Here is a 20,887-nt window from a genome sequence, read left to right as displayed (position 1 = left end):
CGCCTACAACAACACCCCCAGAAAATGCCTTGACTGGCGTACCCCGGCCGAAGCCTTCTTAGACCAACTGTTGCACTTCAAACGAGAATCCACATTCCGGCCTTCGCCGGAATGACACCGAGCGGGGGGAGCAGTGGCTGCCATCTGCAACCGCCCCCCTCACCGCCCTTCCAACACCTCAAGATAATGCGGGTTGTACATGAACCCCAGCATGTTCCCGAACGGATCGATCACCGTCGCCCCGACGAATCTGCTCCCCGGCTGGAACTCGCGCGGCGGTTGATGCAGCTTCGCCCCCAGCGACACCGCGTAGTCGATCATCGCCTGCACATCGTCGACGTGCCAGTAGGCGATCGCTCCGGCTCGGCCATCGGCCGGCACCACCTCGCCACCGAGGTACCCGGCATACTTGCCGTCGAGCAGCCCCAGTTCGTACTGGTAGTCGCCAATGCGGAACTCGGCATAGCCGGGATTGTCAAAGTACGGCGCAACACCCAGCAGCCTGGCGAACCAGGCCTTGGCGGCGTCATGGTCGTTCGAGGTATAGGCGACGGTAGAGAGGCCGCGGAAGGCCGGGGTCATTGCTGTCTCGGTCATGCTCTTCTCCTCTGGTTGCCGACGGCTCGTCCGTCGTTGTGATCACCCTACCCGCCGGCCCCGCCGGTTTTTGTCAGCATCATCCCAATCGCCCATAGTGCTGGCGCGGCCGACAGTATATGGCTAGCCTCCTCATCATTTGCCCCGCACGATGTCCACGCCCCTCAGCCCACACGCCCGCAACGTCGCCCTCGTGGTGGCTGCCACCCTGTTCATGCAATTCCTCGACGGGGTGATCATCGTCACCGCGCTGCCCCAGATGGCGCGCGATTTCGGGGTCGGCACGCTCGACATGAGCCTCGGCGTCACGATCTACATGCTGGCGGTGGCGATCTGCATCCCCGCCGCGGCATGGCTGTCGGACCGCTTCGGTGCACGGCGCGTGTTCCTCTCGGCGATCGCTGTTTTCACCATCACCTCGATCGCCTGCGGCATGGCGCAGGATCTCGGCCAGTTCGCCGTCGCTCGCGCTTTGCAGGGAGCCGGCAGTGCGGTGCTGTTCCCGGTCGGCCGCATCATCGTGCTGCGGACGGCCAAGAAGTCGGAGATCGTGCCTGCGATCGGCCTCACCATCTGGCCCGCCCTGTTCGCCCCGGTGATCGGCCCGGCGCTCGGCGGGTTCATCACCGAGTACATTTCCTGGCGCTGGAACTTCTGGATCAACATTCCGCTCGGCATTCTCGGCCTTGCGCTTGTCTATGCCATCGTCCCCAAGGACACCGAATTCGTCCACCGGCCGTTCGACGCGCCGGGGTTCGTGCTGACCGGCATCACCCTCGGCTGCCTGCTCTATGGCTTCGATGCCCTCGTCCAGGGCGCGCTGCCGGCCTGGATAGCCACGGCCCTGATCGCCGCCGGTCTCGTCGCCGGTGCCGCCGCCGTAATTTGGCTGCTGCGCGTCAAGCATCCGCTCATCGACCTCCGCACCCTGAAGATCACCACCTTCGCGGCGACCGACGCCAAAGCCGGGGCGATCCTGAGGACGGCGATCAACGCCACGCCCTTCCTCCTGCCGCTGATGTTCCAAGTGGCCTATGGCATGGATGCGCTCTCGGCCGGCGGGCTGGTGGTGATCTATTTCTTCGGCAACCTCGCCATCAAGTCGATCACCACGCCGACGCTCCGGCGCTTCGGCTTCCGCAACATCCTCACCATCAACGGCGTCGTCGCCGGCATCTCGGTAGCGCTATGCGGCCTCGTTTCGCCCCAGGCGCCCTACCTCCTGACCGCGGCGATCCTCTTCATCGCCGGCGCCACCCGCTCCATGCAGTTCACCGCGCTCGCCACCCTCGCCTTCGCCGATGTGGACGCCCAGCAGCGCAGTTCCGCGACGACGATCTCCAGCATGTCGCAGCAGCTTTCGATGGTGTTCGGCGTCGCTGTCGCCGCCGGGGTCCTCAATCTCAGCCAGATGTGGCGGGGCGCCCCCGCGCTGGCGCCGATCGACTTCCAGGTCGCCTACTTGTTGATGGGTGCGGTCATCGTCCTCTGTTCCCTCCAGTTACTGACCCTGCATCGAGATGTCGGCGTGGAAGTCTCCGGTCATCGCCGTCCCCACGCGGCCGAATGATTGAGCAGTCTGTTTCTCTCTGCTAGCAATTGACCGTTGAGGGGTGAGCGGCGCCCTCATTCGTCATTGGGGGAGACGATGATTTCAGTCTATCGCGGGATGGCTGCCGCCGTTTGTCTTGCTGCGCTCGCCGGCTGCAGTGCCGACTCCTTGATCACCGGCGGCGAGCTGGTGCGTCCGGGCGAGCCTACCGGCACGCTCACCGTGATCAACGGCGCCGGCGGCAATATCGATGTCGTCACCATCTCGGAGTGCTCGGCATCCACCTACGGCTTCGACCGCCTGCCCGAGGACATCGTGATCGGACCCGGGCAATCGCATAGCTTCACCGTTTCGGCCGGCTGCTGGGATGTGGATGCAGGCGCATTTGGAGTCGGCGAAGCCCGGCAGCGCCTCGACGTCGCCGCCGGTGGCATCACCGAATACACCGTGACGGACTGAACGGAGCCGGTCCCGTCAGCAGGAACGCCCGCGCCGTCCCGGCGCGAGCGTTCTCAACGCAGTCTGGCTGTCGGACTACTGCGCTGCTTTGCTCACGCGCCACACCGTGCCGCTGCCGTCCTCGGAGAAGAACAGCGAGCCATCCGGCGCCACGGCCACGCCAACCGGGCGGCCCCAGACATTGGCGGGATCGATCACGAACCCAGTGGCGAAGTCGTCATACTCACCGGTCGGCTTGCCGGAACTGTCGAAATCGAGCTTCACGACCTTGTAGCCGGTGCGCGAATTGCGGTTCCACGAACCGTGCATGCCGACAAATGCATCGCCCTTGTAGTCAGGGCCCCACGCATCCGAGTTGTAGAACGTGATGTTGAGCGGCGCCGAGTGCGTCTGGAACAGCACGTCGGGTATCGTGATCTTGCCCTTCAGGTCGTCGCGCGGCGTATCGGTCCAGCGCGGGTCCGGGTTGTCGCCGATATAGAACCAGGGCCAGCCATAGAACGCCCCGTCCTTCACCGACGTCGCATAGTCGAACGGCACGTTGTCGCCGAGTTCGTCGCGCTCGTTGACCACGCACCACACGTCGCCGGTCTGCTCCTGCAGCGTCATGCCGGCGCAGTTGCGCAGCCCGGTTGCGAAATACCGTTCGTTCTTGCCGTCCGGATCGTAGGCCAGCACCGCGGCGCGGCGCTCTTCCTCGCCCCAGGCAACGCCGAGCGGATGCCCCGAAATCCATGCATCGAGCCCGCCCTCGGGCGTACGCTGCATGGTGCCGTCACCGACATTGGAGCCCGAACCGACCGAGTAGTACATGGTCTTGCCGTCGGGCGAGAACACCACGTCGCGGGTCCAGTGGTGATCCGGGTTGATGTTGTCGAACAGCGTCTCTGGCGCTGCAGTCGACTTCAAGTCCCCGGCCTTGTAGGCGAAGCGCTTCAGCCCGTTGCTCTCGGCGACATAGACCCATTGGGGATTGGCCGCCGGGTAGAACGCGATGCCGTAGGGCTGCATGAGCCCGGTGGCATACACGCTCTCCTCGCTTGGCTTGGCCCCGCCATTGGCGAAGCGATAGACCCGTACCTCGCCGGCTTCGGAGTTGGCGAGGAACAAATCGCCATTGGGCGCAAAGCGGATGGCGCGCGGATTGGTCAGCCCCGAAACCACCATCTCAACGTTGAACCCCGACGGCACCTGGGGCATCGCCCCCTGGGGCATCGGCACGGTGCCGGGCGCATTCGAAGCGGATTGGGTGACACCGGGCGGCACAAGGTCGCTCGGCTTGATCAGGCGTCTCACGCCCGGCGCATCCTTGGTGTAGTCGCCAAAGGCGGCCTCACCGGTCAACACCGCAGAGTCCGGCGCTGCGCTTGTCGTTGCTTCCTGCGCTACGACGCCCGACGACATCAGCGCCATCGTCGAGACGGCGGCAATAACAGCGAGTTTCATGATCGGTCTCCGTTCGCCCTCGCGCGTGGAACGGTACCTTCGAGCCTTCGTTCCACGAACACGAGATGGTGATCATCGGCACTTGCCGATGAAGCAGCGCCGTGCAACATCACTGGCCTTTCCCTCTGCAGCAAGACCACCATGTCACAGCTTTTCTCGCCGCTCACCCTGCGTGGGCTCACCCTGCGCAACCGCACGGTCATCTCCCCGATGTGCCAGTATTCCGCCCAGCACGGGCTCGCCAATGACTGGCACTTCGTGCATCTGGGCCGCTTCGCGCTCGGCGGCTTCGGCCTCGTCATCGTCGAGGCCACCGGCGTCCTCCCCGAGGGCCGTATTTCCTACGGCGACCTCGGCTTGTGGAACGACGAGCAGATCGCCCCGCTCGCCCACATCGCGAAATTCCTCAAGGCCGAAGGCGCCGCGGCGGGCATCCAGCTCGGCCATGCCGGGCGCAAGGCCGCCACCCCGATCTGGTGGCGCGGCGGCTTCAACGAGACCGACGCCGAGAAGGCCGAATACGCCTACGAGACCTGGGTGCCCGTCGCCCCCAGCGCCGAGCGCCACGCCGACAATCCGATCTACCAGCTTCCCACCGAGCTCGACAAAGCCGGGATCGCACGCACCATCAAGGGCTTCGCCGATGCCACCCGCCGTGCCGACGAAGCCGGCTACGACGTGGTCGAGATTCACGGCGCCCATGGCTACCTGATCAGCCAGTTCCTCTCGCCCCTCGCCAACCACCGCACCGACGAATATGGCGGCAGCCGCGAGAACCGCATGCGCTTCGGCCTCGAGGTCACCGAGGCGATGCGCGCCGTCTGGCCGGAACACAAGCCGCTCTTCATCCGCATCTCCGCCACCGACGGCAGCCCCGGCGGCTGGAGCGTCGAGGACTCGATCGTCTTCGCCCGTGAGCTCAAGGCCCGTGGCGTCGACCTCATCGATTGCTCCTCCGGCGGCTTCGACGGCTACGCCCTGAAGGCCGCGCCGCTCTACCAGGTGTCCCTCGCGAGGGCCGTCCGCGAGGCCGGCATCGCCACCATGGCCGTCGGCGTGATCGACACGCCCGAAGACGCCGAACGGATCGTCGCCGAAGGCGACGCCGACCTCGTCGCCCTCGCCCGCACCGCACTCGAGGACCCCAACTGGCCAGTGCACGCCCGCCATATCCTCGAGGGCGGCGGCGACGCCTACCAGCTCTGGCCGAAGCAGGCCCGCAACCGCATCCGCGACAAGGATCGCGTGCTCGGGATCCGTCAGTCGTAGCACCCGATACGGCCGGTGAGTCCGCTCATCGGCCGTTCATCTTCCCGCGATAATGATCCGGTTTCCATTGCAGTCGCCGCGCCGCTCTTGTGCCGCGATCGGCTCGCACCCATGTTCGGTTCACCACGGGAGATAGACGCCGAATGACCAGCAAAGCCGCACTTTTCGCCTTGCTCGCCCTTTGGGGCGTCGGCACCGCCACCTGCCTCCCCGCCTTCGCCGAAGACACGGCGACCGAGTTTCCCACCGACGCCAAGACCTCGAAGTCGGGCCTCGTCGATCGGGTGTGGACCAAGGCGGACGGTGACCTGCCCGGCGTCATGAAAATATTCCTCTCCGACGGCACGCTGGTGCAGGATTCCTGCTGGGAAACCCACCGGCTCTCCCCTTGGGAACTCACCTCCGACACCGCCCTGAAATGGAACGAGGACGGGACGGAGATCAACGCCGATATCGTCTCCCTCACCGATGCCGAACTGGTCCTGAGCCTCAAGCTCGGCAGCGATGCGGTCGAGGAGAAATACGTGACGGCGACAGTGCCCTATGTCTGCCCGGACGTTCCCAAGGGCTGAACGGCCTCATTAGTCTCGCAGCGTGGGGCCCCCCACCCTCGATCCCGCCCCACAGGGGGAGGGAGGCGATCGCTGTGCCGTCTCGGTTCTTGCGTCTCCCCCCTTGTGGGGCGGGACCAAGGGTGGGGTGCGGAGCCACCGTCCCGCCCATCATCCAAAAAAACAGGCGCGGAAGTCTCCCCCCGCGCCCATCACCCTGCATGGGATAACTGTTATTCCGCCGGCGCCCCGATCACCGGCGTCACCGTGGTCCGGATCGTCACCTGCGTCAGCACGAACGCCGCGATCGCACAGATCGCGAAGGCCGCGACCATGGGGATCGCCGTGCCGTCCTGGAACGCGCCGACGACGCCCATGATGCCGGCCGCCAGCACCATCTGGATCGTCCCCATCAGCGCCGAGGCCGTGCCGGCGAACTCGCCGTGCTCCTCCATCGCCAGCACCGCCGTAGTCGGCAGCACCAGCCCGAGGAACCCGAAGGCGACGAACATCAGGCCCGAGAGCACCCACATGCTATCGATGCCGGCAAAGAAGATCGCCGCCAGCAGCAGCATCGAGGAGGTAAAGCCGGCGACCGCCCAGCGCACCACGCGCTGCAGCCCGAAGCGCTTCACCATGTAGCCGGTTGACTGCGACACGGCGAAGAACGAGATGGCGTTGACCGAGAAGGCGAGGCTATATTGCGTCGGGTTGAGGCCATAGTGCTCAATATAGACGAAGCTCGAGTTGCCGAGGAACGCCATGAAGCTCGACATGCCGAAGGCGCCGATCAGCGACAGGCCGACGAAGTTCATGTCCATCAGCAGCGTGCCGTAGCCGCGGATCGCCCCGCCGATGCTGCTCTCGGTCCGCAGGTGCTTTGGCCGCGTCTCCTTGAGCCCGACCACCGCCAGGATTAGCCCGAGCACGCCCACCGCCGTCATCACCCAGAACAGCAGCCGCCAGTCGCCGAAGGCGATGACGATGCTGCCCGAAAGCGGCGCGAGAATCGGCGAGATCGAGAACACCAGCATCAAGAGGCTGAACAGCTGCGCCGCCTCCGCCCCGGTGAAGTTGTCGCGCACGATGGCGCGCGGCAGCGACATCGACGCACATGCGCCCACGCCCTGGATGAACCGCGCCACGATCAGCCACTCGATCGAGGGCGAAACTGCACAGGCGATCGAGCCCGCGATGAACAGCGCGATGCCGAAATAGAGCGGCGGCTTGCGCCCCACCATGTCGCTGATCGGGCCATAGAACAACTGGCAGACCGCAATCGCGGCCATGAATGCCATGAGGCTCAACTGCACCTGCGCCGTCGTGGCGGTCAGGTGGTTGCCGATATCCGGCAGGGCTGGAAGGTACATGTCGATGGCGACAGGGCCGATCACCGACAGCAGGCCGAGTACGATGGCCGTTTTCAATATTGTCATGTTCATAGCAGTGGATCCCAAACTGCCTGATTAAATGGATAGGTAGATGACCGGTCAGTCCGCCTGGACTGCCTGCCGTCGGTCGAGCTGCGTGCGCGTATCACCCCCGCGCGTCGTTTCATCCCGACCGGTTCTACCCGGCTTTGCTGCCGCTAATGTGACAATGTCGTCCACAAAAATGGACACACGTGTCAAAATGACTTTTGGACGCTCTTGTCCAAATCGTCAAGAGCCTTTATCCTCCATCGCATGGAGATCAGCCACGACCTTGTGCGCAGCCCTGCCGTGCAGAAGGGCAACTACAACAAGCGGTGCGCCATCATCGCTGCCGCTACTGCGGTATTCGTGCGCGACGGCTACATCGGCGCCAGCATCGACGCTATCGCCGAGGAGGCCAGCGTCTCCCGCCAGACCATCTACAATCAGATCGGCGACAAGGAGAAACTGTTCGCCGAAGTGGTGCGCGGCATCACCGAGCAGGGCAGCGCCCGCATGGCCGCGACCCTCGCCACCTTTCCCGACCAGCCAGAGGACATCGGTCGCGAACTCGTCGAATTCGCCGTCCGGCTGACCCGCAACTGCCTCTGCGACGATAACTCCCGCGCGCTCCGCAAGCTCATCGAGAACGAGGGCAGCCGCTATCCGGAGCTGTTCGAGACCTGGAAGGACTACGGCCCCGGCAAGAACTGGCCCGCCATTTCTGCCCGCTTCGCCCGCCTCGCCCGCGCCGGCGACATCGAGCTCGACGACCCCGACCTCGCTGCCCGCCAGTTCATGGCGCTGATCGGCGCCGACCTCCCCAACGGGCCGGGCGAGATCGTCAGCGACGCCCAGCTCGAGAAAGCCGCCCGCAACGGCGTGAAGACCTTCCTCCGCGCCTACGGCAAACGCGAATCGGCCCCCGCGCTCTAGAGCACCAGATACCCGCGATATGCCACCAGCCGCCCCAGCAGCGGCAGCCCGATCTCGACGTCGAACCGGTGGCGCCCGCCCTCGTCCATCCGCTCCTCGGCCTTTATCTTCGGCAAGAGGAAGCCCGGCAGCGGCACGCCCCATAGCCGTCCCGACACCCGCACCATGTCGAGCCCATCGCCCCGCGGCACCAGCCGCATCCGGATCGCCACGGGGCCAAAACTCTCCTCGATCAGACCGTTCGGGGCCACGCTCATCACCGAGCGCATCGGCTTGTCGGCGAAGAACCGGGTCCAGTGCTCCCTGCCCTCCCGGCTCTCGATCACCACCCGCACCGGCACGCGCCCCTCGACCACGGGCACGCCGAGCCGCCGCGCGATGAATCGCCCGATGGCGTTCTCCGCCGGCGCCACCACCGCCTCGCCTTCGGCGATCACCGCGGGCCGCCCGCGATGCAGCCGCCGCGTCACCTCCGGCAACCGCTCGAAACCATCGCCCATGACGCGCCGGTAGAGCGGCTTCTCGCCCCGGAACGCCATCAGCTTGGTCTCGATGGCCCGCCCTTCGAACCAGGGCTTGATCTGCTCGAGCGTCACCACGCCCGCTGCCGACCGCGCCCCGCCGCGAAGCCCATGCCCGATGGTCAGCATCTCGATCACCGCCGCCGCGGGCGCGACCGGCACATATGGCCCGTCGCCCTCGGCCGCCCTCAGGGACCAGCGCACCACCCGCGGCTCGCCGCGCGCGTCCTGCCCGGCGGCCTCGACCAGCATCCCGCCATCTGCCGTCCCGAACCGGTCCAGCGACAGTGCGATCCGCGTCCCCAGCCCCGCAAACGTCCGCGCCGATTTCAGCAGGCCCCAGCGCACCGGCGCGGCCGCGAGCCCGATCAGCCAGTTGAGCATCGGCAGCTCCATCCCGGCATCGAACCCGGCCCGCACGCGCGGGGAAAAGCGCGCCGGGATAAGGTCCAGATCGGGCACGTCCACCAGCATCGCCCACCGTTTAGGCAAGCCCTCGATAGCGACCCATCGCCCGCCGCTCCAGCCGCGCCCCTGCTCCCAGCCGGCATCGCGGAACACCCGCACCCGCTGCCCCACCCAGCTCAGGATTCCCTCGATCACCGAGCGCCCCTTCGGCGTCCTGTTGCCCGGGACGATCGCGATATCGATGCTGTCGACCGACAGCCAGGCGCTGGTGATGGTATCGAGCACCGCGTGGGTCAGCGCCGGCGTCGAGCTCGCCCCCGAGATCACCGAGATCGCCACCGCCCGCGCCGCGCTGTCGAACTTCGGCACGCCGGCCACGAAGGCCCGCGAATCGGCGATATCGACATAGTGGCAGCGCGCCCCGATGGCGGCCTCGATCAGGTGCGTGCCGCTGAGCTGGAACGGCCCTGAGCAATCCACCACCACCGCACAGGCGATTTCCTTGAGCCGCTCGGCGCCGATCCGGTCGCGATCGATCATCACGAAGCCGAACTCGCCCTGCTCGTCGATCAGCCGCAACTCCCGCTGCAGCGCCAGCACGCGGGACTCGGTCCGTCCCCCAAGGCTCACCCGAAACGCCTGCCGCCGCGCCAGCAACCGCGCCAGCCGCGAGCCAAACACCCCGGCCCCGCCGACGATCAGGATATGCGGCCGGCTCATGCGGCCCCCTCGATGTCACTGGAATGCAGCAGTCTCGCGCCCCCGGGCTTTCCCGGGCGGACTAGATCACTACCTGCGTGCCGATTTCAACTACGCGGCCGGTTGGAATATGGAAGTATTCCGTCGCGTCAGTAGCGTTGCGGGCCAGCGCAATGAAGATGCGGTCGAGGAACAACGGCATGCCCCCCTTCGGGGATGGCTTCAGCGAGCGTCGCGACAGGAAGAACGACGTACTCATGATGTCGAACTTCCAGCCCAGTTTCCGCGCCAGCGCCAGCGCCTTAGGAATATTCGGCGTCTCCATGTAACCGAACGTCACCACCACCCGATAGAACAGGTCGTTATAGGCATCGATGGTCACCTTCTCGTCGTCCGAGACACGCGGGGCCGACGAGGTGACTACGGTCAGGATCACATTGTGCTCGTGCAGCACCTTGTAGTGCTTGAGACTGTGTAGCAGCGCCGTCGGCGCGCCCTCGATGTCGGAGGTGAGGAACACTGCCGTTCCCGGCACGATCGTCGGCTTCTTCTTGGAGAGGTTCTCGACGAGGAAACTCAGCGGCACCTCGTCGCGACGCGTCTTGGCGGCGAGCCGGTTGCGCCCGACGATCCACACCGCGATCGTCGCCGCGATCGTCAACGCCACCATCACCGGCACCCAGCCGCCCTGGAAGAATTTGGCGGCGTTCGAGGAAAAGAAGATTGCCTCGATGATGAAGATCGGAACCACGACGAGGGCGATCACCGACACGTGCCAGTGCCAGATGCGGTACATGACGACCACCATCAGCCCGATGGTGACCAGCATCTCGCCGGTGACCGCGATGCCATAGGCGGCCCCCAGATGGCTGGAACTGCCGAAACCCAGCACCAGCAGGACCACCGCTATCAGGAGCAGCCCGTTGACCAGCGGCATGTAGATCTGCCCCGGCTGGGTCGCCGAAGTGTGCAGCACCGTCATGCGCGGCAGGATGTTGAGTTGCACGGCCTGCCGCGTCAGCGAAAAGGCCCCGGTGATCACGGCCTGGCTGGCGATCACCGTCGCCATTGTTGCCAGTATCACCATAGGCACCTGCGCCCAGTCCGGGATCATCTGGAAGAACGGATTCGCAACCGCCTCGCCGTGTTCCATCACATAGGCGCCCTGGCCGAAATAGTTGAGCAACAGGCAGGGGAACACCAGCGCAAACCAGGCAATGACGATGGGCTTGCGCCCGAAATGCCCCAGATCCGCATAGAGCGCCTCGGCGCCCGTCACCGCGAGAAACACCGCCCCGAAGGTCGCGGCCGCAATTCCGGTATGCGTGCCGATGAAATTGACGCCGTATATCGGGTTGATCGCCGCCAGTACGCCAGGGTCCTCGATGATTCTCATCAGCCCGAAATAGCCCAGCGCGAGGAACCACACGGCCGTGACCGGCCCGAATACCGCGGCAACCCCGCTGGTGCCGAACCGTTGCGCCGCGAACAGCCCGATGATCACCACGATGGTCATCGGGATGATCCAGCGGCCCAGATTGGGCGCCACGACCTGTACGCCCTCGATGGCCGAAAGCACCGAGATTGCCGGCGTGATCATGGCGTCGCCGTAGAACAGCGCCGCCCCCATCACGCCGAGCACTAGGACCCAGGTCGGCCGGTTCTTGAAGCTTGCCTGCGCCAGCGCCATCAATGACAGCGTGCCGCCCTCGCCCTTGTTGTCGGCCCTCAGCACGATGCCGATATACTTGCCGGTCACGAGGATGATCAGCGTCCAGACGATCAGCGACAGCAAGCCGAGCACGGTCGCGTCGTTGGCCGGCGCACCTGCCGTGGTCGACACGTGCAGCGCCTCGCGGAAAGCGTAGAGCGGGCTCGTACCGATGTCACCATAGACGACCCCGATCGCTCCCATGACGAGGACCGGCAGGCCCTTGTTCAGTTCCTCATTTTCGGGGATCGCGGCGCCGGCATGTGGGGCGACGTTGTTCGCGGATGGCATAAAGAGCTCCGATAGCGGGCACGCGGTGTCTACACCCAACAGCGCCTGCACTCAACACGAAGCCCTCCTACCGGTTGCATCACCTCCGGCCCGGCAAGACTCAAAAAAAAGGGGACGGCGCCATGTGAAGCGCCGTCCCCAACCGGGGGCGAAAGGAGGAGCCCCCGGGATCTCAGCCCGGATGGCCCTTACGCGGCCTTGGTCGCCGCGGCGGCCGCGTCGGCCTGACGGGCGGCCCGGGTGGCGTTGGTCCACCACGCCAGGTTGTCGAGCAGGTCGGGCACGAACATGTCGAAATTGCCCTTGGTGTCGTCCCAGCTCTTCTGGCCCATCATGATCGGGATGAAATCCGAACCCCCGATATGGACGGCTTGGCGGACCGGAACGGCCTGCAGTTCGACCATGATGTTGCGCAGGTGCTCGACGGCCCGGGCGCCGCCCACCGAACCGTAGCCGACGAAGGCCACGGCCTTCTTGATGAACGGCTTGTAGGCCCAGTCGATGGCGTTCTTCAGCGCACCGGTGACCGAACGGTTATACTCGGCGGTGACGATGATGTAGCCGTCGAACTCGCTGAGCTTGGCCTGCCACTTCGCTGCGACCTCGTTCGGGGTCGGCATCCAGAAGTCGGATGCAGCGGCGTCGAACAGCGGAAGCGGGTAGTCCTTGAGGTCGACGATCTCGACATCGAAGTCGCCGCGGGCGGCGGCATGGTCAGCGATCCATTTGGCCGGCTTGTCGCCGAAACGGGTGGGACGAATCGAGCTGATGATCACTGCGATCTTGGGTTTGGACATTTGCTGCACTCCAGTATAAAAATGTTACTAGCTGCAAATAAGTGCCCTATACGGTGCGCCGCAAGTAGGCACCAATTTGGCGCGGGGGCACAGAATCCAAACCCGGTCACACCCGTGTGCGTGCGGTTTCAACATTGTAAGTTAAGCTGGTCCCGCCCTTTCAGCGCCGTGTGGCAGGCACGACGCTAGCGGAGACCCTTCGCTGCGGTGGGAAATGCACCGTTCGCGAAACGCGAACGAACCGTTGCTGAATCAGCGCAAGCCGAACGAATAGGTCCAGGCGAGGGCCCTGAGGCCCGATTCATCGAGTTCCGGGTGCTTGGGCAGCAGCTGATCGATGGCGCGCTCGGTGAGGCTCTTCTTCGTGCGCTTCTCGCCGTCCTCGACCGGCTGCTGCAGTTCGTCGAGCAGGCTGAGGATCCGCTGCTTGAGTTCGGCCCCTTCGGCTGCCCCGAAGCGCTGCACCAGGTGCGGCGTCTTGGCCCGCGGAAACGGCGAGGAGCCGAAACCGGTATAGAGCACCAGCGCTTCGTTGATCGGATCGGCCATCGCCTGCTCATACGCAACTGCACTCAAAGCCATATGGCAACCCACCCGATTTCTGGAAGGCCCCCAAACTGGTCCATCCACGGTTGCAGCGATATGAGCACCGATGACCGTAGTTAAGTAGGATTTGCCCGCGCACCACGCGTTGCCTGTTAACCCATGAGCGGAAACGCAGTTTGGCGCCGACGTTCACCTCAACCGGCGGTCCCGATTGCACCGCGCGCCGTTCGCGGCGATGCTGCCCTAAGTACTTGGGGGGACCGCGATAGTGAAACTCTTCGTCACTACGATGCTGGTGCTGGCGCTGCTGATATCCTGTGCCCTGGCGGGCCCACCGCTCAGAATTCTCTTCAAGAACGCCGGGTCGCTTTCCGTCAGCGAACTCTACATCCAGATCGCGGGAAGCAAGAACCGGGGCAGCGAGCGGCTGCAGGGCAAGACCATCGCGCCGAAAGGCAAGATGCAGTTCCTGCTCGAGGACGGCGCCGACGAGTGCGTCGTCGACCTAAAACTGCAAACCGTCGAGGGCAAGGCGTTCTCCTACCGGGCCCGCCTCTGCGAGGATCACACCTTCACCTTCCGCGGTCGCCTCCAGCAGCCTCGAGCCCCTCAGGCGCACGCCGCCTTGTAGCGCAGCACCGTCTCGGCCATCCCGTAGATCAGCGCATCGGCCGTGATCGCGTGGCCGATCGACACTTCCGCCAGGTCCGGGATCGCCTGCTTCAGCGGCGGCAGGTTGACGAGGTTGAGGTCGTGCCCGGCATTGACGAGGAGCCCGCCCTGCCCCGGCCGCGCATTGTGCCCGGCCTCCCGCGCTGCATCCGCGGTCTCCCTGAGCGCCCTGAGATGCACCGCCTGCACCTCCGGCTTCATCGCCCCGCCATAGGGGCCGGTGTAAAGCTCCACCCGATCCGCCCCGACGTTGACCGCCGCCGCCGGCGCCGCCGGATCGGCGTTGATGAACAGCGACACCCGCACCCCTGCCTGCCGCATCCGCTCGATGGCCGGTATCAGCACAGCCTTGTTGGCCTCGATATTCCAGCCATGGTCCGACGTCGCCTGCAGCGGATCGTCCGGCACGAACGTCACCTGGTCGGGCGCCGCGCGCTCCACCAGCGTCAGGAAATCCTCGGTCGGATAGCCCTCGATGTTGAACTCGCGGCCCGGATAATCCTGCCGCAGGAGCGTCACCAGCTCGAACACGTCGGTGCGCCGGATATGCCGCTCGTCCGGCCTGGGATGCACCGTGATCCCGTCCGCTCCCGCATCGAGCGCGATCCGCGCAATGCGGGTGACGCTCGGCCACGGCACGCTGCGCCGGTTGCGCAGCATGGCGACAGCATTGAGATTGACGCTGAGATGAGTCATTGCGAACACCGGTTTAGCCCGCCCGAGGCTTAACCCATCGGCCGTCCTCCGGCCAATCGAACGTTTTGATAGACCCGATCAGCGCCGTCGATCACGCCACCGGCACGAGCCGCCGCCTCCGCTCATCCAGCAGCACGATCGCGAGCCCGCTCGCCACCACCAGCACGATGCCGCTGATCGCCAGCGCGTTGGGGAACTGGCCGAACACCACCAGCCCCGAGAGCACCGCCCAGAACGTGAAGAAGTAGTAGAACGGCGCCACCACGCCCGTCGGGCCGACGCGATAGGCCATGAAAATGAAGAAGTGCCCGAAGATCAGGAACAGCCCGGCCCCTGCGAGCAGCAGCAGGTGGTGCAGCTGCGGCGCTACCCATTGCTCGGCGACCAGATGCGCCACCCCTGCCCCGATCAGCACCACGACGATCGCCGACATCGCGACGATCATCCCCGGCACCTCCGCCGCGACCCGCCGCCCGGCAATGTCACGCACCGCGCAGAGCACCGCATTGGCAAGCGCCAGCACCGCGTAGGTCGAGATCCCCTGCATCGTCGGCTGTGCCACCATCAGCGCGCCGATGAATCCGGCCCCGATCAGCGCCATCCGCACCCCGCCGATCCGCTCGCGGAACAGAATCGAGGCCCCCAGCAGCACCAGCAGCGGCGTCACCTGCCCGAGGGCCGAGGCGTCGGCGATCGGCATGTTGGCCAGCGCCACCACGTAGCAGAGGATCGCCACCATCTCGGCGAGATTGCGCGCCAGCACCCGCCGCTCGAACACCAGCGGCAGTTGCCGGCCATAGCCGAGCGCCAGCATCAGCGGCAGCCCCCACAGCAGCCCGGCGCAGCCGCGCAGGAACAGCACCTCGTAAGGCGGCAGCCCCACCGTCGCGAGCTTCATCATCGTATCGTTGATCACGTACGAGCAGGTCGCCAGCACCATGAACAGCGGCCCGCGGAACGGGTGGGTAGCCAGCGACACTCGGTAGTCCCCTCAGGAAAAGGCCGGGATCGCTCCCGGCCCTCCGTCTTACATCCCCTCCGGCCCACGCGAAATCGCGGCGAGCCCGGTGCGCACAACTTCCACCAGCCCGAGCGGCACCATCAGCGCGATGAAGCTGTCGATCTTCGATGGCTTGCCCGTCACCTCGAACACGAAGCTCTCGGTCGTCGCATCCACCACCTGTGCCCGAAACGCATCGGCGAGCCGCAGCGTCTCCACCCGGTGCTCGCCCGAACCCGCCACCTTGACCAGCGCCAGCTCCCGCTCCAGCGCCTTCCCCTCGGCGGTGAGGTCATGCACCTTGTGCACCGGCACCAGCCGCTCGAGCTGCAGCTTGATCTGCGTCAGCACCTTGGGCGTCGCCACCGTAACCACCGTGATGCGGCTCAGCCCCTTCTCGTGCTCGGTCTCCGAGACCGTGAGGCTGTCGATATTGTACCCGCGCGCCGAGAACAGCCCAACCACCCGGGCAAGAATGCCCGGCTCGTTGTCGACCAGCACCGACAGCGTATGCCGCTCCGGCTTCTGCGTCTCCGCGGCGAGGAAATAAGCCGAACCGCTCGGCTGCAAATGTGCGTTCATCGTTCTGTCCTTCACCCGGTGGGCTTTGACCCCCACCCCTGTCCCCTCCCCGCAAGGGGGAGGGAGACCCTCCCAATCGATCTTCAGGACCCGCGCCACCGAACCTTCGGCTCCATCGTCTCCCTCCCCCTGTTTGGGGGTCAGGGGCGGGGGTCCACACGCTCCAGCGCCTCAGCCTCAAACCAGCTGCCGACCCTTCTCATCGATCACCGCCCCGATATCGTCCTCGAAATCGGGCAAAATCATCTCGTTGTGCGGCTTGCCCGACGGGATCATCGGCAGGCAGTTCTCGTGCTTTTCGACCAGGCAGTCGAACAGCACCGGCCCGTCGTAGTCCAGCATCTCCTGGATCGCCGCATCCAGCAGCTTGGGGTCCGAGCACCGGATGCCCTTCCCGCCGTAAGCCTCCGCCAGCTTGACGAAATCCGGCAGGCTCTCGCTATAGGAGTGTGCATAGCGCCCGCCATGCAGCAGGTCCTGCCACTGCCGCACCATGCCCATCCGCTCGTTGTTGAGAATGAACACCTTGATCGGCAACCCGTACTGCACCGCGGTCGACATCTCCTGCATCGTCATCTGCACGCTCGCCTCGCCGGCGATGTCGATGACCAGCGCATCCGGATGCGCCACCTGCACGCCGACTGCCGCCGGCAGGCCATAGCCCATCGTCCCGAGCCCGCCGGAGGTCATCCAGCGGTTCGGCATCTCGAACGGGAAATGCTGCGCCGCCCACATCTGGTGCTGGCCGACCTCGGTCGTGATGTAGACATCGCGCCCCTTGGTGGCCTCGTAGAGCCGCTTGATCGCGTGCTGCGGCTTGATCGTCGTGTCGGAGTTCTTGAACCCCAGCGAATGCCGCGACCGCCACCCCTCGATCTGTTCCCACCACGGCGCGATCGCCTCGGTGCGCGGCTGGTTGGTCTTGGTCCGCCAGATGCGCACCATCTCCTCTAGCACCAGCCCGCTGTCGCCGACGATCGAGAGGTCGGTGCGGACGTTCTTGCCGATCGAACTCGGATCGATGTCGACATGGATGCGGGTCGAGCCCGGCGAGAACGCATCGATCCGCCCGGTAATCCGGTCGTCGAACCGCGCCCCGATGCAGATCATCAGGTCGCAATCATGCATCGCCATGTTGGCTTCGTAGGTGCCGTGCATGCCCAGCATGCCCATCCACTGCGGGTTCGAGCCGGGAAACGCCCCGAGCCCCATCAGCGTCGAGGTCACCGGGAAGCCGGTCAGCTCCGCCAGTTCGCGCAGCCGCTCCGACGCCTCCGGACCCGAGTTGATGATGCCGCCGCCGGTATAGAAGATCGGCCGCTCGGCCTTCAGCATCATGTCGACCGCCGCCTCGATGGCGCGCGCGTCGCCCGACGTCGCCGGGTGATAGCTCTTGTGCCGGCTCGCGCCGATCTCGTCGGGTCCCAGATACATGCCGAGCGCGAACTGCACATCCTTCGGGATATCGACCAGCACCGGGCCCGGACGACCCGAGTTGGCGATGTGGAACGCCTCATGCATGACCCGCGGCAGGTCGTTGACGTTCTTTACGAGGTAATTGTGCTTGGTGCAGGAGCGGGTGATGCCGACCGTGTCGCATTCCTGGAACGCATCCGAGCCGATCAGCGTCGTCGGCACCTGCGCCGTGATGCAGACCAAGGGGATCGAGTCCATCAGCGCATCGGTCAGCCCGGTGACCGCATTGGTCGCCCCCGGCCCCGAGGTCACCAGCACCACGCCGACCTTGCCGGTCGAGCGCGCATAGCCCTCCGCCATATGCGTCGCGCCCTGCTCGTGCCGGACGAGGATGTGCTGCACCTTGTCCTGCTGGAACATCGCGTCATAGATCGGCAACGCCGCGCCGCCGGGATAGCCGAAGATGTGCTCCACCCCGTTATCCACCAGCGCCTGGATCACCATCTCCGCGCCCGTCATCTGCTCGGCCATTCTCAAAGTCCTTCCTCACCGCCTCCCCTCTTCCCGCTCCCCTTGCGGGAGAGGGTGGCCGCGCAGCGGCCGGGTGAGGGGCAGTTCATTTTCACGCTCCAGCCTTCGCTATCCGCTCCGGCCAGAAATTCGGCAACAAAAAAGGCCCCGTTAGGGACCTTCGAACGAGCGCATCGACCCTCGCAGGGATTTACCCCACGTGCTCGATGCGCCCCACTACTACGATAAGCTTCTGCACGAAATGTGCTCCGGATTTAGGTGCGGAGTTATGGGCGGAGGTGGGGGATGGTGTCAAGGGGTGACAGAACCTCTCCCCGTACCACTGGCAGGCACCGGCATTGTGTTAAGTTCGCAAAACAGACTTATCTGAACACCTTGTTCCGGTCGGCTTCGCGGTTTGAATCCGCCATCCGGGCGCGATGACATCACCAGGGAGAGAGCGCCAAACGGAAAACCAATTGCGCCGTCGATAGCGTCCGCAACTCGGCTTGGTGGCACGCCCTGAATGCACTGCATCTCGCCACCACGCGAGTGCTGCAGCACATACAACAATCCCCCTTTTAGCACATAGAATGCGACGCAGTTGCAATTGTAATATCCAGGCGACACTTGGCTTACTGAGAAGCGCTCATTCTCGCCCGACGCATTAAGATCGAATGTATCTTCCATTCGCAAATCGCATTCGCCAGTTGGGCCCGCAGGCCAATCTAAGAGAACGTCGCTGTACACGGAGAAGCGGAAACCTAAATCCCGGTTACTTAAGACCGTCACGAAACCACCAACTGAATCAATGTCGCGATCAAGCACTACTTCGCGCATCGTGGAGTACAGCTCGCTCGCTGGTGACCCTTCCATTTCGTCCGCAAATAGCACAGCATTGACTGCCCGCCCATGGTGCTGCCGTCGTTTCTTACGAAACTCATGCTCGCGAAATCTCTCGAAGGCCCGTTTGTCACCGACCCAATGCAGGGTCGCAACACCGCTTGTACGTCGACCATCGCGTATGGTTGTAAGTCTTCCTGTGTCCGCGAAGGCCACTATGTAATCGTTGTTGGTGTCCTTGCTCGATTTTTCGAAAAAATCTATGGTCAGACCGTAACTGGTTCCCCTTGGATATTTAGCAAGATATTCGGAGAAGGACCTTGCGGCTAACTCCGGCGATCCGCTGTAAGAAGCGCAGACGTTACCGGGCAAGCACACTGACTTTAGCGCGCCATAGCGTATTGGCAGTGCGCCACCGTGCTCCGATAGCAGCGTGTCAGCCGCAATAGCGATTCGACCATTATTTGAGCGCGCAACAACTAGTGTCATGTCACGCCTTCCATATCAGCCATTGGTTCCGGACGCATCAGTTCAATGGGCGCCTATCTGGCTGACCTGAGCAGCGCGCTCGAAACCCCATTGAACACGACTCAGATCCAGCCAAATCTGAAGCCTGACACCACCGCTCACTGGACCGCTCTACGTGACAACAACCACCTACGTCATCCTAATCCGCGGCATCAACGTCGGCGGCAAAAACAAGGTCCCGATGGCCAAGCTGAAGCTCTTCCTCGAGGAGCTCGGCTTCAGCAACGTCGCGACGTATATCCAGAGCGGCAATGCGATCGTGCGGTCCGAGCTCGGGGCGGCGGCGGTTGCCGGAAAGATCGAGAAGGGCTTGCCGTCGGCGTTCAAGCTGGACGACGAGATCGTTAAGGTCCTCGCGGTGTCGCACAAGCAGCTGCAGGCCGTCGTCGACAAGCGGCCCAAGGGCTTTGGCGATAAGCCCGATACCTATCACAGCGACGCCATCTTCCTGATGGGCGTCGATCCGGCCGAGGTCATGCCGGTGTTCAAGCCGCGCGAGGGTGTCGATGCGGTCTGGCCCGGCGAGGGCGTCATCTATTCGCAGCGCGTCAGCGCCTTGCGAACCAAGAGCCGGCTGAGCAAGGTTGTGTCATCGCCGCTCTACAAATCCATGACCATCCGCAGCTGGAGCACGACCACGAAGCTCCTGGATTTGCTGCAGGAGCACGCGGACAAGTAAGGGCTCGCGCGCCAGGGCTACTTCACCCCCTGAGCCCCGGCGCCTCCTGCCCGGTCCGCGCCACGTACTCGGTATAGCCCCCGCCATACGCATGCACCCCCTCCGGCGTCAGCTCCAGCACCCGGTTGCTCAGCGCCGCGAGGAAATGCCGGTCGTGCGAGACGAACAGCATCGTCCCCTCGTACTGCGACAGCGCCGCGATCAGCATCTCCTTGGTCGCGATATCGAGGTGGTTGGTCGGCTCGTCGAGGACGAGGAAGTTCGGCGCCTCGAACAGCAGCATCGCCATCACCAGCCGCGCCTTCTCCCCGCCCGACAGCACCCGGCACTTCTTCTCGATCTCGTCGCCCGAGAACCCGAAACACCCAGCCAGCGCCCGTAGCGGCGCCTGCCCCGCCTGCGGGAACGCGTCCTCCAGCGACTGGAACACCGTCCGGTCCCCGTCGAGCAGGTCCATCGCATGCTGCGCGAAATAGCCGAGCTTGACGCTCGGCCCCACCGAGATCGCCCCCTGGTCCGGCTCGGCGCTCCCCGCCACCAGCTTCAGCAGCGTCGATTTGCCCGCCCCGTTCACCCCCATGATGCACCAGCGCTCCTTGCGCCGCACATGGAAATCCAGCCCCTCGTAGATCGTCCGGCTGCCATAGCTTTTGTGGACAGCCTTCAGCATCACCACGTCCTCGCCCGACCGCGCCGGCGGCCGGAACTCGAAGTTCACCGTCTGCCGGCGCTTGGGCGGTTCCACCTTGTCGATCTTGTCGAGCTT

The 20,887-nt window shown here is 64.8% G+C and carries 20 protein-coding genes; 7 read left to right on the top strand and 13 right to left on the bottom strand.

The window, feature by feature from the left end:
* Positions 1-159 precede the first annotated feature (159 nt).
* The gene (locus JWQ89_RS04880) at positions 160-597 is read right to left on the bottom strand and encodes a VOC family protein (RefSeq protein ID WP_299638915.1); all 438 of its coding nucleotides are present in this window, start codon (positions 595-597) and stop codon (positions 160-162) included.
* Between the two features lie 151 nt (positions 598-748).
* Between JWQ89_RS04880 and JWQ89_RS04875 the strand changes: the two genes are divergently transcribed.
* Positions 749-2,167, top strand: a complete 1,419-nt coding sequence (locus JWQ89_RS04875; protein ID WP_299638913.1) for an MFS transporter — start codon at positions 749-751, stop codon at positions 2,165-2,167.
* Between the two features lie 78 nt (positions 2,168-2,245).
* The gene (locus tag JWQ89_RS04870) at positions 2,246-2,608 is read left to right on the top strand and encodes a hypothetical protein (protein WP_299638912.1); all 363 of its coding nucleotides are present in this window, start codon (positions 2,246-2,248) and stop codon (positions 2,606-2,608) included.
* A gap of 75 nt (positions 2,609-2,683) precedes the next feature.
* Here the strand turns inward: JWQ89_RS04870 and JWQ89_RS04865 are convergent, their stop codons facing one another.
* A complete protein-coding gene (locus JWQ89_RS04865; protein WP_299638910.1) occupies positions 2,684-4,054 on the bottom strand; it encodes a PQQ-dependent sugar dehydrogenase in 1,371 nt (456 codons plus the stop codon).
* A 141-nt stretch (positions 4,055-4,195) separates the two neighbouring features.
* On the opposite strand from JWQ89_RS04865, the gene JWQ89_RS04860 reads away from it, so the two are divergent.
* Positions 4,196-5,323 (top strand): NADH:flavin oxidoreductase/NADH oxidase, encoded by a 1,128-nt coding sequence (locus tag JWQ89_RS04860; RefSeq protein ID WP_299638908.1) that lies wholly within the window; start codon positions 4,196-4,198, stop codon positions 5,321-5,323.
* 143 nt (positions 5,324-5,466) lie between these two features.
* Positions 5,467-5,895 carry a hypothetical protein gene (locus tag JWQ89_RS04855; RefSeq protein WP_299638906.1) on the top strand — a complete coding sequence of 143 codons (429 nt, stop codon included), beginning with the start codon at positions 5,467-5,469 and terminating at the stop codon, positions 5,893-5,895.
* Positions 5,896-6,107: 212 nt separating this feature from the next.
* Here JWQ89_RS04855 and JWQ89_RS04850 read toward each other — a convergent pair whose 3' ends face one another.
* A complete protein-coding gene (locus JWQ89_RS04850) occupies positions 6,108-7,316 on the bottom strand; it encodes a multidrug effflux MFS transporter (RefSeq protein WP_299638904.1) in 1,209 nt (402 codons plus the stop codon).
* Between the two features lie 264 nt (positions 7,317-7,580).
* Between JWQ89_RS04850 and JWQ89_RS04845 the strand changes: the two genes are divergently transcribed.
* Positions 7,581-8,222, top strand: coding sequence for a TetR/AcrR family transcriptional regulator (locus tag JWQ89_RS04845; protein ID WP_366143967.1), 642 nt, complete (start codon positions 7,581-7,583; stop codon positions 8,220-8,222).
* Here JWQ89_RS04845 and JWQ89_RS04840 read toward each other — a convergent pair.
* The 4 genes from JWQ89_RS04840 to JWQ89_RS04825 all read right to left on the bottom strand — a co-directional run bounded on the left by JWQ89_RS04840 (position 8,219) and on the right by JWQ89_RS04825 (position 13,198).
* A complete protein-coding gene (locus JWQ89_RS04840; protein ID WP_299638899.1) occupies positions 8,219-9,871 on the bottom strand; it encodes an SDR family oxidoreductase in 1,653 nt (550 codons plus the stop codon). The two genes, JWQ89_RS04845 and JWQ89_RS04840, sit on opposite strands and share 4 nt — an antisense overlap.
* Before the next feature lie 61 nt (positions 9,872-9,932).
* Positions 9,933-11,765, bottom strand: coding sequence for a potassium transporter Kup (locus tag JWQ89_RS04835; protein WP_299638918.1), 1,833 nt, complete (start codon positions 11,763-11,765; stop codon positions 9,933-9,935).
* A gap of 275 nt (positions 11,766-12,040) precedes the next feature.
* A complete protein-coding gene (locus JWQ89_RS04830; RefSeq protein WP_299638897.1) occupies positions 12,041-12,649 on the bottom strand; it encodes an NAD(P)H-dependent oxidoreductase in 609 nt (202 codons plus the stop codon).
* Between the two features lie 252 nt (positions 12,650-12,901).
* The gene (locus JWQ89_RS04825; protein WP_299638895.1) at positions 12,902-13,198 is read right to left on the bottom strand and encodes a hypothetical protein; all 297 of its coding nucleotides are present in this window, start codon (positions 13,196-13,198) and stop codon (positions 12,902-12,904) included.
* Between the two features lie 265 nt (positions 13,199-13,463).
* Between JWQ89_RS04825 and JWQ89_RS04820 the strand changes: the two genes are divergently transcribed.
* Positions 13,464-13,826 (top strand): hypothetical protein, encoded by a 363-nt coding sequence (locus JWQ89_RS04820; RefSeq protein WP_299638893.1) that lies wholly within the window; start codon positions 13,464-13,466, stop codon positions 13,824-13,826.
* On the opposite strand, the gene JWQ89_RS04815 is transcribed toward JWQ89_RS04820, so the two are convergent.
* The 5 genes from JWQ89_RS04815 to JWQ89_RS04795 form a co-directional block, all read right to left on the bottom strand.
* Positions 13,805-14,563: a pyridoxine 5'-phosphate synthase gene (locus tag JWQ89_RS04815; RefSeq protein WP_299638891.1), complete on the bottom strand. Its 759-nt coding sequence runs from the start codon at positions 14,561-14,563 to the stop codon at positions 13,805-13,807. The two genes, JWQ89_RS04820 and JWQ89_RS04815, sit on opposite strands and share 22 nt — an antisense overlap.
* Before the next feature lie 91 nt (positions 14,564-14,654).
* On the bottom strand, positions 14,655-15,542 hold the full coding sequence (locus tag JWQ89_RS04810; protein ID WP_299638889.1) for a DMT family transporter: 888 nt from the start codon (positions 15,540-15,542) through the stop codon (positions 14,655-14,657).
* A 48-nt stretch (positions 15,543-15,590) separates the two neighbouring features.
* The gene (gene ilvN / locus JWQ89_RS04805) at positions 15,591-16,145 is read right to left on the bottom strand and encodes an acetolactate synthase small subunit (protein WP_299638887.1); all 555 of its coding nucleotides are present in this window, start codon (positions 16,143-16,145) and stop codon (positions 15,591-15,593) included.
* Between the two features lie 177 nt (positions 16,146-16,322).
* Entirely contained in the window at positions 16,323-18,092 is a 1,770-nt protein-coding gene (locus JWQ89_RS04800; protein ID WP_299638885.1) for an acetolactate synthase 3 large subunit, read from the bottom strand.
* Positions 18,093-18,383: 291 nt separating this feature from the next.
* Positions 18,384-19,403, bottom strand: a complete 1,020-nt coding sequence (locus tag JWQ89_RS04795; protein ID WP_299638884.1) for a hypothetical protein — start codon at positions 19,401-19,403, stop codon at positions 18,384-18,386.
* Between the two features lie 154 nt (positions 19,404-19,557).
* Here JWQ89_RS04795 and JWQ89_RS04790 point away from each other — a divergent pair, with 154 nt between their 5' ends.
* Positions 19,558-20,121, top strand: a complete 564-nt coding sequence (locus tag JWQ89_RS04790) for a DUF1697 domain-containing protein (protein ID WP_299638881.1) — start codon at positions 19,558-19,560, stop codon at positions 20,119-20,121.
* 22 nt (positions 20,122-20,143) lie between these two features.
* Here JWQ89_RS04790 and JWQ89_RS04785 read toward each other — a convergent pair.
* The coding region (locus JWQ89_RS04785) for an ATP-binding cassette domain-containing protein (RefSeq protein WP_299638880.1) at positions 20,144-20,887 on the bottom strand (744 nt) is incomplete at its 5' end.

Origin of the sequence: Devosia sp., assembly GCF_028290645.1 — a bacterium.
Taxonomy (GTDB): Bacteria; Pseudomonadota; Alphaproteobacteria; order Rhizobiales; family Devosiaceae; genus Devosia_A.
The sequence above is the reverse complement of the archived record's forward strand: the minus strand, read 5'-3'. Positions and strand labels throughout refer to the sequence as shown.

Bases quoted from the DNA above. Each gene is read 5' to 3' on its own strand.
- JWQ89_RS04880 (WP_299638915.1), bottom strand. From the start codon at position 597: ATGACCGAGACAGCAATGACCCCGGCCTTCCGCGGCCTCTCTACCGTC.
- JWQ89_RS04875 (WP_299638913.1), top strand. From the start codon at position 749: ATGTCCACGCCCCTCAGCCCACACGCCCGCAACGTCGCCCTCGTGGTG.
- JWQ89_RS04870 (WP_299638912.1), top strand. From the start codon at position 2,246: ATGATTTCAGTCTATCGCGGGATGGCTGCCGCCGTTTGTCTTGCTGCG.
- JWQ89_RS04865 (WP_299638910.1), bottom strand. From the start codon at position 4,054: ATGAAACTCGCTGTTATTGCCGCCGTCTCGACGATGGCGCTGATGTCG.
- JWQ89_RS04860 (WP_299638908.1), top strand. From the start codon at position 4,196: ATGTCACAGCTTTTCTCGCCGCTCACCCTGCGTGGGCTCACCCTGCGC.
- JWQ89_RS04855 (WP_299638906.1), top strand. From the start codon at position 5,467: ATGACCAGCAAAGCCGCACTTTTCGCCTTGCTCGCCCTTTGGGGCGTC.
- JWQ89_RS04850 (WP_299638904.1), bottom strand. From the start codon at position 7,316: ATGAACATGACAATATTGAAAACGGCCATCGTACTCGGCCTGCTGTCG.
- JWQ89_RS04840 (WP_299638899.1), bottom strand. From the start codon at position 9,871: ATGAGCCGGCCGCATATCCTGATCGTCGGCGGGGCCGGGGTGTTTGGC.
- JWQ89_RS04835 (WP_299638918.1), bottom strand. From the start codon at position 11,765: ATGGGAGCGATCGGGGTCGTCTATGGTGACATCGGTACGAGCCCGCTC.
- JWQ89_RS04830 (WP_299638897.1), bottom strand. From the start codon at position 12,649: ATGTCCAAACCCAAGATCGCAGTGATCATCAGCTCGATTCGTCCCACC.
- JWQ89_RS04825 (WP_299638895.1), bottom strand. From the start codon at position 13,198: ATGGCCGATCCGATCAACGAAGCGCTGGTGCTCTATACCGGTTTCGGC.
- JWQ89_RS04815 (WP_299638891.1), bottom strand. From the start codon at position 14,563: ATGACTCATCTCAGCGTCAATCTCAATGCTGTCGCCATGCTGCGCAAC.
- ilvN (WP_299638887.1), bottom strand. From the start codon at position 16,145: ATGAACGCACATTTGCAGCCGAGCGGTTCGGCTTATTTCCTCGCCGCG.
- JWQ89_RS04800 (WP_299638885.1), bottom strand. From the start codon at position 18,092: ATGGCCGAGCAGATGACGGGCGCGGAGATGGTGATCCAGGCGCTGGTG.
- JWQ89_RS04795 (WP_299638884.1), bottom strand. From the start codon at position 19,403: ATGACACTAGTTGTTGCGCGCTCAAATAATGGTCGAATCGCTATTGCG.